General features: G+C 75.5%; 16 protein-coding genes. 7 read left to right on the forward strand and 9 right to left on the reverse strand.

Annotated features, from left to right (window positions below; translation table 11 throughout):
* Nucleotides 1-305: 305 nt before the first annotated feature.
* The 4 genes from ACFWH7_RS02960 to ACFWH7_RS02975 form a co-directional block, all read right to left on the reverse strand.
* Nucleotides 306-2,102 carry an AMP-binding protein gene (locus ACFWH7_RS02960; protein WP_378214938.1) on the reverse strand — a complete coding sequence of 599 codons (1,797 nt, stop codon included), beginning with the start codon at nucleotides 2,100-2,102 and terminating at the stop codon, nucleotides 306-308.
* A gap of 112 nt (nucleotides 2,103-2,214) precedes the next feature.
* Complete coding sequence (locus ACFWH7_RS02965; protein WP_378214939.1) at nucleotides 2,215-3,108, reverse strand: phosphotransferase; 894 nt, start codon at nucleotides 3,106-3,108, stop codon at nucleotides 2,215-2,217.
* A 73-nt stretch (nucleotides 3,109-3,181) separates the two neighbouring features.
* Nucleotides 3,182-3,469 carry a hypothetical protein gene (locus tag ACFWH7_RS02970; RefSeq protein ID WP_378214940.1) on the reverse strand — a complete coding sequence of 96 codons (288 nt, stop codon included), beginning with the start codon at nucleotides 3,467-3,469 and terminating at the stop codon, nucleotides 3,182-3,184.
* Between the two features lie 3 nt (nucleotides 3,470-3,472).
* The gene (locus ACFWH7_RS02975; RefSeq protein WP_378214941.1) at nucleotides 3,473-4,030 is read right to left on the reverse strand and encodes a hypothetical protein; all 558 of its coding nucleotides are present in this window, start codon (nucleotides 4,028-4,030) and stop codon (nucleotides 3,473-3,475) included.
* Between the two features lie 162 nt (nucleotides 4,031-4,192).
* Between ACFWH7_RS02975 and ACFWH7_RS02980 the strand changes: the two genes are divergently transcribed.
* Nucleotides 4,193-5,257: a C2 family cysteine protease gene (locus ACFWH7_RS02980; RefSeq protein ID WP_378214942.1), complete on the forward strand. Its 1,065-nt coding sequence runs from the start codon at nucleotides 4,193-4,195 to the stop codon at nucleotides 5,255-5,257.
* 3 nt (nucleotides 5,258-5,260) lie between these two features.
* Entirely contained in the window at nucleotides 5,261-5,536 is a 276-nt protein-coding gene (locus tag ACFWH7_RS02985) for a hypothetical protein (protein ID WP_375825315.1), read from the forward strand.
* Nucleotides 5,537-5,575: 39 nt separating this feature from the next.
* Here ACFWH7_RS02985 and ACFWH7_RS02990 read toward each other — a convergent pair whose 3' ends face one another.
* Nucleotides 5,576-6,196, reverse strand: a complete 621-nt coding sequence (locus ACFWH7_RS02990; RefSeq protein ID WP_378214943.1) for a class I SAM-dependent methyltransferase — start codon at nucleotides 6,194-6,196, stop codon at nucleotides 5,576-5,578.
* A 95-nt stretch (nucleotides 6,197-6,291) separates the two neighbouring features.
* Between ACFWH7_RS02990 and ACFWH7_RS02995 the strand changes: the two genes are divergently transcribed.
* A complete protein-coding gene (locus tag ACFWH7_RS02995; RefSeq protein ID WP_378214944.1) occupies nucleotides 6,292-7,044 on the forward strand; it encodes an MOSC domain-containing protein in 753 nt (250 codons plus the stop codon).
* 4 nt (nucleotides 7,045-7,048) lie between these two features.
* Here ACFWH7_RS02995 and ACFWH7_RS03000 read toward each other — a convergent pair whose 3' ends face one another.
* Nucleotides 7,049-7,615, reverse strand: a complete 567-nt coding sequence (locus ACFWH7_RS03000) for a PH domain-containing protein (RefSeq protein WP_378214945.1) — start codon at nucleotides 7,613-7,615, stop codon at nucleotides 7,049-7,051.
* Between the two features lie 57 nt (nucleotides 7,616-7,672).
* Entirely contained in the window at nucleotides 7,673-8,320 is a 648-nt protein-coding gene (locus ACFWH7_RS03005; protein ID WP_378214946.1) for a histidine phosphatase family protein, read from the reverse strand.
* A gap of 307 nt (nucleotides 8,321-8,627) precedes the next feature.
* Here ACFWH7_RS03005 and ACFWH7_RS03010 point away from each other — a divergent pair, with 307 nt between their 5' ends.
* The 3 genes from ACFWH7_RS03010 (at nucleotide 8,628) to ACFWH7_RS03020 (ending at nucleotide 10,338) form a co-directional block, all read left to right on the forward strand.
* Nucleotides 8,628-9,254, forward strand: a complete 627-nt coding sequence (locus ACFWH7_RS03010; protein ID WP_378214947.1) for a DinB family protein — start codon at nucleotides 8,628-8,630, stop codon at nucleotides 9,252-9,254.
* 49 nt (nucleotides 9,255-9,303) lie between these two features.
* Nucleotides 9,304-10,002, forward strand: a complete 699-nt coding sequence (locus ACFWH7_RS03015) for a DsbA family oxidoreductase (RefSeq protein ID WP_378214948.1) — start codon at nucleotides 9,304-9,306, stop codon at nucleotides 10,000-10,002.
* 156 nt (nucleotides 10,003-10,158) lie between these two features.
* Nucleotides 10,159-10,338 (forward strand): hypothetical protein, encoded by a 180-nt coding sequence (locus ACFWH7_RS03020; protein WP_378214949.1) that lies wholly within the window; start codon nucleotides 10,159-10,161, stop codon nucleotides 10,336-10,338.
* Nucleotides 10,339-10,415: 77 nt separating this feature from the next.
* Here ACFWH7_RS03020 and ACFWH7_RS03025 read toward each other — a convergent pair whose 3' ends face one another.
* Together ACFWH7_RS03025 and ACFWH7_RS03030 are read right to left on the reverse strand one after the other, a co-directional pair.
* Nucleotides 10,416-11,426: a DNA-3-methyladenine glycosylase family protein gene (locus ACFWH7_RS03025; RefSeq protein ID WP_378214950.1), complete on the reverse strand. Its 1,011-nt coding sequence runs from the start codon at nucleotides 11,424-11,426 to the stop codon at nucleotides 10,416-10,418.
* Nucleotides 11,427-11,545: 119 nt separating this feature from the next.
* Nucleotides 11,546-12,142: a ribonuclease H family protein gene (locus ACFWH7_RS03030; RefSeq protein ID WP_378214951.1), complete on the reverse strand. Its 597-nt coding sequence runs from the start codon at nucleotides 12,140-12,142 to the stop codon at nucleotides 11,546-11,548.
* Nucleotides 12,143-12,334: 192 nt separating this feature from the next.
* On the opposite strand from ACFWH7_RS03030, the gene ACFWH7_RS03035 reads away from it, so the two are divergent.
* The coding region (locus tag ACFWH7_RS03035) for a DedA family protein (RefSeq protein ID WP_378214952.1) at nucleotides 12,335-13,091 on the forward strand (757 nt) is incomplete at its 3' end.

The following is a 13,091-nucleotide window of genomic DNA, read 5'->3' on the forward strand; positions in this document are numbered from 1 at the left end:
GCGTCTACCGTCCGCCGCAGGTTCCTCGCGGCTCCCGCCAGGCCCGCCACGACGCGGCACCACCACCCACCCCGCCCGGCGTCGTCTCAGCCTGGTCTCCGCTCACCCGGGCGGCCGCAGGCCGTGTTCGGATCGCCCCGCGGCCAGCACTGGCCGCGCAGACGCGCCGCCGTGCCACGGACCAACGGTCGCGACGCCATCGCGCCGACCAGGGTTCTACCTCACGCAACCACGGTTCTCCCTCGGCCGACCACGGTTCTCCCTCGGCGGACCAGGGTTCTCTCTCGCCGAAGGGGGCAGGGCGGTCAGGCGCGGTGGTGCTCGACGTCGTCGCGGTGCAGGAGGTCCTCGCGGACGACGCGGCGCAGGACCTTGCCGATCTGGGAGCGCGGCAGCTCCGGCACGACGGCGAGCGTGCGCGGCAGGGCGTAACGGGCGAGGCGCTTCTCGCCCCACTCGCGCACGGCGGCGAGGTCGACGCGCGGGGGCGAGGCGGCGTCGTCCGCGTCGTCGAGCACGACGACGGCCGCGACGTGCTCGTCCGAGCCGCTGCCCGGCATGCCCACGACGGCGACGTCGCGGACGCCCGGCATGTCGCGCAGGTGGTCCTCCACCTGGGAGGGGTACACCTTGAACCCGCCGGTGACGATCATCTCCTTGATGCGGTCGACGAGCGTGACGAGCCCGGCGTCGGGGCCGTCGAGCGCGACGCGCACGACGTCGCCCGTGCGCAGCCAGCCGTCGTCGAGGAGCTGCTGCGCGGTCTCCTCGGGGCGGTTCCAGTACCCGCGGAACACCTGGGGTCCGCGCACGAGGAGCTCGCCGCGCACGGTGCGCGGCGCGTCGGGGTCCTCGGCCGGCTCGGGGTCGGCGTCGCGCAGGTCCCCGGCGTCGAGCGCGTCGGCGTCGACGACGCGGATCTCCGTGCTGGGGAAGGGCAGGCCGAGCGTGCCGGGGCGGCGGTCGTCGGAGCAGGGGTTGCCGAGCGAGATCGGCGACGTCTCGGTCATGCCGTAGCCCTCGATGAGCAGCCCGCCCGTCGCGTCCTCCCAGCGCCGCGCGGTCTCGGCGGTGATCGGCATGGCGCCCGCGAACGCGAGACGGATCGAGCCGAGGTCGGAGCCGGCTCCGGGTGCGTCCGCGGCAGCCGTCACGATGCGGTCGAACATCGGTGCGACGCCGGGCAGGAACGTCGCGGGCCGGCGCGCCTGGGCGGCGACGAACGCCTGCGGGTCGAACTTGGGGAACGCGACGAGCGTCGCGCCGATGCGCGCGGGCAGCGTGAGGCAGAACGTCAGCCCGAACGCGTGGAAGAAGGGCAGCACGCCGTAGACGGTCTCGGCGCCCTCCTCGAACGTCGCCCACGCCTGGCCCTGCACGACGTTCGCGACGAGGTTGCGGTGGGTCAGCACGGCGCCCTTGGGGGTGCCCGTGGTGCCGCCGGTGTACTGGAGGAGCGCGACGTCGTCGGCGCCGGGGTGGGGGAGCGCCGGCGGGAGCGCCCGCGCGCGGCGGACGAGGTCGTGCCAGTCGGGCACGCCGGCGGGGACCGGGCCGCGCAGCGCGTCGCGCTGGGCCCGCGCGCGGGCGACGGGCAGTCGGAGCGCGAGGCGGCTCCCGCGGGGCAGGTCGCGCGCGATGTCGAGCCCGACGACGGTGCGCAGCCCGGGCGCGTGCGCGCGGGCCTCGAGCACGGCGGGGACGGCCTTGGTCCACACGACGGCGACGCTCGCGCCGGAGTCGGCGAGCTGGTGGGCGAGCTCGTCGGCGGTGTACGTGGGGTTGTGCTCGACCACGACGGCGCCGAGGCGCTGGACGGCGTAGAACGCGACGAGGTGCGACGTGCTGTTGGGCAGGACGAGCGCGACGCGGTCGCCGTGGCGCACGCCGAGGTCGTGCAGGGCGCTCGCGGCACGCTCGACCTGCGCGACGAGCCGGGCGTAGGTCGTGGTCGCGCCGAAGAAGTCGACCGCGACGCGGTCCGGCCAGCGCTCGGCCGCGCGGAGGAGGGCGGCCGTGACCGGCTCGTCGGGGACCTCGACGTCCGTCGGGACGCCGGGGGCGTAACGGTCGGTCCACGGCCTCGTCGCCAGAGTGTTCACTACGCCACCGTAACCTACGGTTGCGTAGGTTGTGTGCGGCCCCGGTGTGGGTGGTCCCGCGGACCCGCCGCCGTCCACGTGCCCACCGCGACCTCCGCCCCGCGACGCCGCGTCAGACGCCCTGCAGGGTGCGGTCGAGCGCCGCGCGCCCCGCGGGCCCCCAGTGGGCCTTGCCACCCGGGAGCCCGTTGTCGCCGTTCTGCCCCATGAGCAGCAGGAAGAGGGCCTTGAGCGCGGCCAGCCCGCGGGCGCGCCGGACCGTCGCGTCGTCGGCCTGCGCGTAGGCGTCGAAGAACCGCGCGGCGGTGCCGGCGGGCAGCAGGACCCAGGCGGCGGCGACGTCCCAGGCCGGGTCGCCCGCGAAGAGGTCGCCGAAGTCGACGACGCCCGCGAGCGTCCCAGCCGCGACGACGACGTTCGCCGGGTGCAGGTCGCCGTGCACCCACACGGGCGGACCGTCCCACGCGGCGGCCCCGACGGCGTCGGCCCAGACCGCCCGGACGGCCTCGGCGTCGTCGGGCGCGACGGCACGGAGGAAGCCCTCGAACCCGTCCGTGGCGTCGCGCGGGTGGGCGCCCCGGTCGGCGGACACCGGCGCGTCGCCGGGCGCCGGCACGTGCAGCGCCCGGAGGAAGCCCGCCAGCGCGTCGGCGGCGTGGGCGCCCCGGGTGATCGCGCCGTGGTCCAGCGGCTCGCCGGGCACCCACGTCATGACCGTCCAGTGCCGCGGGAGGCGTGCGGACGGCTCCCCGTGCCGCACCGGTGTAGGCACGGGCAGCGGGAGGAGCGGGGCGAGCACGGGCAGCCACCGCCGCTCCTTGAGCTGGAGCTCCGGCGTCGGGTCCATGCGCTGCACCCGCACGGCCAGGTCGTCGCCGAGCCGCCACATCTGGTTCCCCCAGCCGCCCGCGACCTCGCGGAGCGGCAGCCCGGCGAGGTCGGGGTGCTGCTCCGCCAGAGCCCCGTGGACGAGGTCGGCGGTGATCGCGGTCTCCGTGGCGCTCATCGCGCCCACGGTACCGACCGGTCGACACCGACGCGGCACGGTCGCGCGGCGGGCGGGTGCGACGGTGCGAGGGTCAGACCGGGTGCCAGCGCGCTCCCCAGCGACGGGTCAGGCGGCCGCCCGACGTCGCGGCGTGGGTGCGCACGCCGGCCTCCACCGCGTCGGCGACGGTGTGCGCGGCGGCATCCGTGTCCGCGAGGAAGCGGACGGTGACGCGGGCCTCGCCGCGCACGACGCCGACGTCGTACGCCTCGACCGTGGTCAGGTCGCGCGCCGCGGCCGCGGCGGCGGGCAGCACGGCCTCGGGGTCGGCGCCCGGGCGCAGCAGGCCCACGGCGAGGGTCACGCGGTACGACGGCACGGCTCAGCCGGGCTCCGGCAGCCCGGCCTCGTCGCACGGGTCGAGGTCGACCGGGCCGGACACGTCGAGCCGCACCACGTCGCCGTCGGCGGTGACGCGCACCGACCACCCCGCCGGGTCCTCGGCCTCGACGGAGGCGGTCCCGCCGTGCTCCGCCTCGACGACGTCGGACGGCTCGCCGAACCCGTGCGCGTCGAGCACCGGGGCGAGCGCGTCGGGGACGTCGGCGAGCAGGTCGTAGCCTTCGCCGCCTGCGTGCGTGGTGCTCGCGTCCGGGAGGAAGACGACGCAGCGGCCGTCGTCCTGCGCCGTCGCCGAGGCGCCCCCGTCGTCGTCGGCCCAGCCCTCCGTGCCGTAGACGTCCTGGACGGCCGCGAGGACGTCCTGCCGGGTCCGCTCGTACCCCGTGACGGAGTCCGGCGCGGGCGGCGGGTCCGTCGGCTCGGCGTCGTCGCCGCACGCGGCGAGCACGGCGAGGGCGCCCAGGGCGAGCGCGGTCCCCGCGGCCCGCGTCGCCGTCGTCCCCACGCCGCGGCGTCGTGTCGTGGCCTGCTCGGTCATGGTCCCCCTCGGTCGTCGCGTGCGTCGTCCGCGGGGGACGCTACCAGCGCGCACCGGTGCGGGGTCGGTCGCGCGACCCGTGTGTGGATGGGGAGCGCAACCCATGGCGCGGCGTGGGCGGACGGCGGTACCGTCTCGGCGACCTGCGGGCGAGGGGGAGACATGAGCGGGATGTACGGGGCGGACGTCGCACAGCTGCGACAGCTCGGACAGCGGTTGTCCGAGGCCGCCGACAGGCTGACGTCGCTGCGCGGCGAGCTCGACGCGCTGGTGACGTCCAGCCCCTGGGAGGGGCCCGACGGCGACGCGCTGCGCGGCGAGTGGTCCACGTCGCACGCGCCGGCCGTCGCGGCGGTCGGGGCGGTCCTCGGCGAGGCGGCGACCGCCGTCGTGCGCCAGGCGGACCAGCAGGAGAGCGCGAGCACTGACGGCGCCGGCGGACCTGGCGGCGGCGGCTCCGGCGGGGGCGGCGGCGACCGCAGCACGCCGGGCGAGGACGGCGACCGGCCCGGGGATCCGGGCCTCACCGACGACCTCGGCGACTACGAGGAGGTGCCGCCGATCGACCTCGAGAACGAGGACTTCTCGCTCGACGACATCAACCAGGGCCAGGTGGGGGACTGCTGGTTCCTCGCCGGCCTCGGCGCCGTCGCGACGACGGACCCGGAGTTCCTGCGCGAGCACATCCGGCTCAACGACGACGGCACGTACACCGTGACGATGTACAAGGACGGCGAGCCGGTCGAGATCGTCGTCGAGGCGACCGTCCCGGAGAACGGCGTCGGCGGTCAGAACGGCGAGCCGAACTGGGTGTCGATCTACGAGAAGGCGGCGGCCGAGTACTTCGGCGGCGACTACCAGGACATCGACGGCGGGCACTCCGACGACGCGTTCGAGGCCATCACGGGCCGACCGGCCGAGCGGTCGGGGGAGCTCAGCCTCTCCGACATCCAGGACCGGCTGAAGGACGGGCCCGTCGCGGTGGGCACCGAGGACGACGACGCGTTCTGGTGGTGGGAGGACGAGGTCGACGACAGCCGCATCGTCCCCAACCACGCGTACGTCGTCACCGAGGTCAAGGAGGTCGACGGCGAGATGAAGATCCACGTCGTCAACCCGTGGGGCCCCGGCGGCGGCACCCTGGACGGCGAGCAGAAGGTCGGCGACCTGTGGCTCACCGAGCAGGAGTACAAGGAGAACTTCGACTCCGTCTACTCGGGAGGCTGACGCATGGCAGGCAACGACGAGGTGCGCCGGGCGCGCGTGCCCCAGGGAGCGCAGGCGGAGTTCGCCGACGTGCGGGTGGGCGTGATGCGCGTCGGCGTCGGCGCGGGGCGCGCGCTCGCGCAGCTCGCGGTCCGCTCGCCCCGCGGCGAGGACGTCCTGCGGGCGGACCTCGGGGACACGATCGACCTGCACGGCGCGGGCATGCTCCACGTCGACGACGTGGAGGGCGAGCCGGGGAGCTCGGGCGGGGCCGTGACGTTCACGTTCACGCCCGCCTGAGCCACGCCGTCGGCCCGGGCACGCTGTCGACCTGGGCTCTCAGCCCGGCGCGTCGACGGCGAGCACGGCGACGAGGAAGTCGGCGTCCGGGGTCCACGGGCGCAGGTCCCACGTCGCGAGGGCGACGTCGAGGCGCAGCCCCGCCTCCGCGGCGTCGGCCAGGAAGCGCTCGGGCGGGTAGCCGCGCCCGGTGCCGAAGCCCACGACGGCGCGACCGTCCGGGGCGAGGTGAGCCCGGAAGCGGCGCAGGACCTCGACCTCGGTGCCCGGCGCGAGGAACGTCACGACGTTGCCCGCGCACACGATCGCGTCGAACGGCTCGGTGACGCCCTCGGCGGGCAGGTCGAGCTCGGCGAGGTCGCCCACGCGCCAGTCGGGTCCCCGGTGGTCGGCGCGCGCGGCCTCGACCAGCACCGGGTCGACGTCGACCCCGACGACCGTGTGGCCGCGCGCGAACAGCTCCTCGCCGACCCGCCCCGGCCCGCATCCCGCGTCGAGCACCCGCGAGCCGCGCGGCAGCATGGCGTCGACCAGCCGTGCCTCGCCCGCGAGGTCGGCGCCGCGCGCCGCCATCGCCCGGAAGCGTTCGACGTACCAGGTGGAGTGCGACGGGTCGGCGGCGGTCTTCTGCTCCCAGCGCGAGGGACGGGTGGCGCTCATGCCGTCGACGCTACCCGTGCGCGGGGAGACCGTCGGGTGCCGTTGGTCCCCGGTATCCCCTGTGCTCGGCGCCCACGCGCTGCGAGAATCGGAGGATGTCTCCCGCTGCACCGCCCGCACCGCCCGCGTCACCGGCCGCCGCGCCCGTGACCGACCTGGCCTCCAGCGCCCCGACGGGCGAGGTCCTCGCCGTGTGCCGCGTGCACGCGCTCCTGCCCGACGCAGGTCCGGTCGGCGTCACGGCGATCGACAAGCGGCCCGTGGACGGGCCGGTGAAGGTGCGACGCCTCGGCCTCTACGCCGACCTCCAGGCCGACCGCGCGAACCACGGCGGCGAGGAGCAGGCCGTCTACGCGTACGGGCAGGACGACACCGACTGGTGGGTCGGGCAGCTCGAGCGGGAGATCCCGCCGGGCCTGTTCGGCGAGAACCTGCGCGTGCGGGGCATCCCCGTGAGCGCGGCCGTCGTGGGGGAGCGGTGGTCGGTGGGCACCGCGCTGCTCGAGGTGACGCAGCCCCGCACGCCGTGCTCGACGTTCGCCCGGCGGCTCGGCGAGGACCGGTGGGTCAAGCGCTTCACGGTCGCGAACCGGACGGGCGCCTACCTGCGCGTCGTGCGGAACGGCGAGCTGCAGGCCGGGGACGCGGTGACGGTCTGCTACCGGCCCGAGCACGGCGTCACCCTCGCGGACTGGTTCGGGGCGTGGAACGCGCGCGGCACGGATCCCGAGCGCGCGGCGGCCGTCGCGCGGCGTCTCCTCGCCGCGCACCTCGAGGGCGACGTCACGCTCACCGACGAGATGCAGGCCCGCGCCGAGATCGCGGCCGGACGCCGGATCGAGGACTGAGGCGTCAGCGCTCCGCGCGCGGGATGCGGGGGGCGCGCGGGCCGCGCGGCGGCTCGTTCGGCGGCCACTCGCCGTCGTCGGAGCCGTCGTCGGCGGTGAAGAGGAGGTCGTGCAGGCGGACCTGGACGTTCTCGACGTCGGGCACGTCGTGGAGGTTCAGGCCCGGCTTGTCGGTCGCGTCGGAGATGACGAGCGTCCCGCACCCGAAGATCCGGTCGATCGGGCCCTTCTCGTAGTTCACGTCGTTGATGCGGTACAGGGGGATGTCCCGCCCGGTGCGCGTGATGATGCCCGAGCGCATCGCGATGCGCTTGTTCGTCACGGTGTACTCCGTGGTCCGCCAGCGCAGCCACGGCACGAACACCCAGAGCACCACCCCGACGAGGGCGAGGCCCGCGACGACCCAGCGGACGACGTCGTTCGGGACGAGCACGACCGTCACGACGACGGCCGCGACGAGGGCGAGCAGCAGCACGAACGGCCAGAACAGGGCCTTCCCGTGCTCCTTGAGCTCCATGACGACATGCTCGCCCTCGGTGAGGTGCTTCTCGCTCAGACCCATGGGCAGCATGGTGCCACCTCGCGGTCCGCGGGGGGAGGGCCGTCCCGCCGATCGGCCGCCCGCGGTTCAGGCCTGTGCCGAGAGGTTCCAGCCCTCGACGGTGCGCAGCCCGTGGCCGTAGCCCAGCAGGCAGATCGCCGCCGTGCCGAGCTCGAACCGCGCGCCCAGGCCGGGGTCGACGCCCAGCCACACGGTCGCGAGGACACGGAGCAGGTGCCCGTGCGCGAACAGGACGACGTCGTCGCCACTCTGCAAGGTCGGCTCGACGCGCCGGAGCACGCGCCCGGCCCGGTCGGCCACCTCGGCGAGCTCCTCGCCGCGGTGGCCGTTCACCGCCGCGAGGACGTTGACGCCGTCCCGGAAGATCAGCCACTCGTGGCCCAGCTGCTCGCCGACGTCGACCGCGGTCCGTCCGTCGACGGGACCGTAGTCCCACTCGGCGAGGTCGTCGTCGGTCTCCGCGTCCGGGAACCCGGCGAGGTCGGCGGTGCGTCGTGCGCGCTGGCGTGGGCTCGAGAGCACGACGGCGGGTCGTCGTCCCCGGCGGTCGGCCCACCGCTGGAGCCACACGCCGGCCGCGACGGCCTGCTGCTCGCCCGCGACCGTGAGCGGGATGTCCGAGCGCCCGGTGTGGCGGCCGCTCGCGCTCCACTCGGTCTCGCCGTGGCGCACGAGGACGAGCTGCGGGTCGGGGGTGGTGTCGTTCGCGGTCACGGGTCGGCCTTCCTGCGGGGGTCCTCCAGCAGGATCACCCGGGGACGCCCGGGGCGCGCGCCGGGGGCGTCAGCCGGGGACGCCGTCGACGCCGTTGATCGCGAGGAACACGACGAGGGCGCCGAGCAGGACGACGGCGATCCCGGTCGCGACGAGCAGGACGGTGCGGGGGCGGACGCGCACGGGGACTCCGGAGGTCGGGGGTGGGGCGGTCGACCCCATTCTCGCGCGCCGGGGTCGGTGGTCCCCGTTAGCGTCGGTACGGACACGGACGGGCGGCGACGACGCCGCCGGGGAGGGGGACGAGATGGTGCACGAGACGGCGGGCGGGGAGATCGCGTACGGGAGCCCGGAGTTCGACTGGTCGATCCTCACGGTCCCGACGGCGCTCGCGGTCGTGCGCGGCCAGCTCGGGTTCTCGTGGCTCGAGGTCGCGGAACGGCTCGCGACCCTCACCCAGGCGGAGCTCGAGTGGGAGCCCGGCCCGGACGCGTTGCGCGTCGTGCGGCGCGGCACCGAGCGCACGCCGCGCACGCTCGGCGTCGGCGACTGGGTGATGGAGTGGCCGGAGGGCCCGGACTCGCCGCAGCCGCGGACGATCGGGTGGCTGGTCGCGCACCTCACCGAGGCCTTCTTCGAGCGGTGGGAGTGGACGTTCGGGCCTCACGAGCGCCGTCGCGACGCAGTGGCGTTCTCGGGCGAGGTCGGTGCCGCCGTCGCAGGGCTGCGGCACGAGGTGGACCGGTGGCGGGCGGGCGTGGACGCGCTGCCGGACGAGGGGGCGTTCACGGTCGGGCTCAGCCAGGCGACGGAGATCGACGCGCAGTCGCCGTTCGTCCACCTCGTCGCGCACATGAACCGCGAGCTGATCCACCACGGCGCGGAGATCCTGGTGCTCCAGGACCTCTACCGTGCGGCGAACGTCACGCCCTGACCGTCGCCCCGAGGGAATCGTGCGGTCGTCCAGATGGTTGAACGGTCACATGACCACGAACAGCCCCGCCGCGCCGGACGCGACGGCCCCCACGGTGAAGATCGACATCTGGTCCGACGTCGCGTGCCCCTGGTGCTACGTCGGCAAGCGGCGTCTCGAGACGGCGCTCGGGCGTCTTGCCGAGGCCGGCGACGGCCCGCAGGTCGAGATCGAGTACCACTCGTTCGAGCTGGCGCCGGACACCCCGGTCGACTTCGACGGCACCGAGGTGGACTTCCTCGCGGGGCACAAGGGCATGCCGCGCGCGCAGGTCGAGCAGATGCTCGGGCAGATGACCCAGCTCGCCGCTGCCGAGGGTCTGAGCTACGACTTCGACGCGCTCCAGCACACCAAGACCCTCACCGCCCACGAGCTGCTGCACCACGCGAAGGCGCACGGCAAGCAGGTCGAGATGAAGGAGCGCCTCCTCAAGGCGTACTTCGAGGAGGGTCGGCACGTGGGTCGCGTCCAGGAGCTCGCGGACCTCGCGGCGGAGGTCGGTCTCGATCGCGCCGAGGTCGTCGCCGCGCTCGAGGACGGCCGCTACGCCGACGACGTGCAGGCGGACATCGAGCAGGCCCGCGCCTACGGGATCAACGGGGTGCCGTTCTTCGTGGTCGACGGCCGGTACGGCGTCTCGGGCGCCCAGGACCCCGCGGTCTTCGTCCAGGTGCTCCAGCAGGCCGTCGCGGAGCGCGACGCCGCCTGACTCGTCCGCTCTGCGAGACGAGGTTCGGAGAGCGACGTATCTCACACTGCGGTGCGGTGGACCTGCGACTCGGTATCACCGAGACTGGGACGCAGCCCGCACCGACGCCGGCTCCACACGTGCACCGGCGCCCGTGATCCCACGAGGAGGCCTCAGATGACCGACACCACGACGAACCTCTACCACTCCATCGCGAACCCGCGCCGCACCACGCTCATGAGCGTGAGCGCCGCGGACGCGGCGGCTCCGCACCGCGAGGCCGCGCCGGCGCTCACGCTCGTGGGCGCGGACGACGCCGCGGTCTGCGTCGACGGGGTGTGCGCCCTCCCCGAGTAACCCGTGAGTGCATGAAATAGTCGCCGGATCGACAGGTTCCGGCGACTATTTCATGCACTCAGCGAGGTGCGTGGCCGTCAGTTGGGGCGGTGGTCCTGGATCGAGAGGCGCGGCCCGCGCCGGGGGGCGTGCGCCCTGCCGGAGAGCTCCAGGAGCCGGACGACGCGATAGCGGTGCGGGGAGTAGGGCGCGAGGAGCTCGAGCATGCGCTCGTCGTCGACGCGCTCGCCGACGAGGGCCCAGCCGACCGCCTTGGCGAGGTGGTAGTCGCCCACGGACACGGCGTCGGCGTCGCCGAGGGCGCGCTGCGCGACCTCGGCCGCGGTCCACACGCCCACGCCCGGGACGGCCTGGAGCCGGGCGTGCGCGGCGGCGGCACCCTGCGCGTCGAGCAGCGCGCCGCACTCCTCGAGGCGGGGGGCGACGCGCGCGGCCGCGACGACCGTCCGTGCCCGACCCGGGTCGACGTTCGCCCGGTGCCAGTCCCAGGACGGGACGCGCGCCCAGGTGGCGGCGTCGGGCACGACGAGCATCCCGGCGTCGCCCGCGGGGCCGGGTGCGCGCTCGCCGTAGCGGCGCAGGAGCCAGCCCCACGACCGCCACGCGGCGACCGTCTGGACGCGCTGCTCGAGGACCGCGGGGACGAGCGCCTCCAGCACGCGCCCGGTGCGGGGGATGCGTAGCCCGTTGCTGCGACGGTGCGCGTCGCGCAGGGGCGCGGGCGGGGTGAAGCCGGTGTCGTCGTCGTGCTCGCCCAGCAGCTGGGGGAGGGTGTCGAGCGCCTCCTGGGCACCCGGTCCCCACGCGTGCCCGACGACGTCGCACGGCCCCGTCTGGGCGAGGCGGCAGGTCGCGGGGCCGGCGGGCATCCGAGTCGTGCGCCAGACGTCGCCGGACGGCGTGCGGCGGAACGTCGGGTCGTACGGCCCCCGGGAGAGCCGGCCGAGCGTGAGGTGCAGGTCCAGGGGCCGGTCCGACCGGACGCGCCGGACGAGCGGCTCGCCGAGCTCGGCGTGCGCGGCGAGGCCCGGACGGTCGCCGACCGCGTGCTCGGCGGGCCCGGGGCCCGTGCTCGGCAGGACGGTCACCGGACCATCGTCGCACCCGCCGCCGACGGTCGAGCACGACGTTGCGCGGTGTCGAGCACGACCGTGATGTCGCTGTCCGCGCGACAACGACACCAAGGTCGTGCTCGACGAGGGGCGCGTCAGTCGAACAGGGTGTCCATGTCCCAGGCGGGCTCCGGCGTCGGCTGCTTGGGCGCCGGGGCGTGCGAGGCGGCGGTCGGGGTCGGAGCGGTGGCGGGCACCCGGCCGACCGGTCGCGTGGGGTCGCCGAGCTCGGGGACGAGCGTGCCGTCGAGGTCGCCGCGACCGGCGGCCCAGTCCTGGGCAGCGAGCCCCGCGAGCTGGTCGGCGCGCTCGTTGAACGGGTCGCCGACGTGGCCGCGCACCCAGCGGAACCGGACGGGCCCGGCCCGCTCGGTGATGACCCGGTCGATCGCCTGCACGAGCTCCAGGTTCTTCACCGGCTGGCCGCCCGCGGTGCGCCACCCCTTGCGCTTCCACGCGACGACCCACTCCGACGCGCACTTGATGGCGTACTGCGAGTCGGACTCGATGAGCAGCGGCTCCGCGCCCGGGTGCGCGCGGACCGCCTGGAGCAGAGCGGTCAGCTCGGCGACCTGGTTGGTCCCGCTCACGGCGCCGCCGGAGTCGAACGTGCCGTCGTGGTTGATCCACGCCCACCCGATGGCGCCGCCCGGGTTGCTCAGGCACGAGCCGTCGGTGCTGACAGTGATCACAGCGCTCCTCGATCACGGACGTCCCCGCCCGCCGGCTGCGGCGCGGGGAGGCGAATGCGTCGGCCACATTGTCTCCCGGACCGGAGGGTCGTGGGACCACCCGTCCGCGGGCGCCTCGTCGGGGTCGCCTCAGGGGAGAACCGGGGGGATACCCCATGGTGCCGGGCGGCCGCGCCGTCGAGGCTGGGACGCATGGTCGCGTGGGTCGTGGAGCTGTGGGGACAGGTCGAGGCGTGGTTGCTCGCGCTCGTCGACTCCGTGTGGGCGCTGCCGACGCTCTTCGCGACGACCGCGGGCGACGGGTTCTTCCCGCCGATCCCCGGCGAGACCGTGATCGTCATGCTCGCGGTGGGAGCCCAGTCCGGCGGGGGCGTCGCCTGGGGGCTCGTGCTGCTCGTCGCGGCGCTCGGCGCGTGGTGCGGCGACCAGCTCGCGTACGCCCTGGGCCGGGCGCTCGGCACGCGGGCGCTGCCGGCGCTGCGCGGTCGGCGCGGTGAGCGTGCTGTCGCGTGGGCGACGCGGTCCCTCGACCGGCGTGGCGCGTCCGTCGTGCTGGGCGCCCGGTTCGTGCCCGTGGGGCGGACGGCGGTCAACGTGACGGCGGGCGCCGTGGGCTTCTCGCGCCGCCGCTTCATGGCGCTCTCGGCCGTGGCCTCGGTGGCATGGGCCACCTACTCGGTCCTCATCGGCACGCTCGCCGCCGCCTGGGTCGGGGACCGCCCGCTCCTGGCGGTCGTCGTGGGCGTCGTGGGCGGGATCCTCCTCGGCGTCCTCGTCGACACCGCGGTCCGGCTCCGCGCGGCCCGCCGGGAGCGGGACGCCGTCCTGGTGCCGGGTCCAGCCGTGATCCCGTCCGGGGGGCGCGCCCGACGCGGGGGGGGCGCCGCCGCTCTCGAGCGCTCACCCGGCCCCGCGGGCTCGCGGAGTCGCGGGGGGTGTGTCGCGCGCG

The sequence above is a fragment of the Cellulosimicrobium cellulans genome (assembly GCF_042723955.1).
Classification (GTDB): Bacteria; Actinomycetota; Actinomycetes; order Actinomycetales; family Cellulomonadaceae; genus Cellulosimicrobium; species Cellulosimicrobium cellulans_H.

Coding starts and splice junctions, on each gene's coding strand:
- ACFWH7_RS02965 (WP_378214939.1), bottom strand. CDS start 3,108: ATGAGCGCCACGGAGACCGCGATCACCGCCGACCTCGTCCACGGGGCT.
- ACFWH7_RS02975 (WP_378214941.1), bottom strand. CDS start 4,030: ATGACCGAGCAGGCCACGACACGACGCCGCGGCGTGGGGACGACGGCG.
- ACFWH7_RS02980 (WP_378214942.1), top strand. CDS start 4,193: ATGAGCGGGATGTACGGGGCGGACGTCGCACAGCTGCGACAGCTCGGA.
- ACFWH7_RS02985 (WP_375825315.1), top strand. CDS start 5,261: ATGGCAGGCAACGACGAGGTGCGCCGGGCGCGCGTGCCCCAGGGAGCG.
- ACFWH7_RS02990 (WP_378214943.1), bottom strand. CDS start 6,196: ATGAGCGCCACCCGTCCCTCGCGCTGGGAGCAGAAGACCGCCGCCGAC.
- ACFWH7_RS02995 (WP_378214944.1), top strand. CDS start 6,292: ATGTCTCCCGCTGCACCGCCCGCACCGCCCGCGTCACCGGCCGCCGCG.
- ACFWH7_RS03000 (WP_378214945.1), bottom strand. CDS start 7,615: ATGCTGCCCATGGGTCTGAGCGAGAAGCACCTCACCGAGGGCGAGCAT.
- ACFWH7_RS03010 (WP_378214947.1), top strand. CDS start 8,628: ATGGTGCACGAGACGGCGGGCGGGGAGATCGCGTACGGGAGCCCGGAG.
- ACFWH7_RS03015 (WP_378214948.1), top strand. CDS start 9,304: ATGACCACGAACAGCCCCGCCGCGCCGGACGCGACGGCCCCCACGGTG.
- ACFWH7_RS03020 (WP_378214949.1), top strand. CDS start 10,159: ATGACCGACACCACGACGAACCTCTACCACTCCATCGCGAACCCGCGC.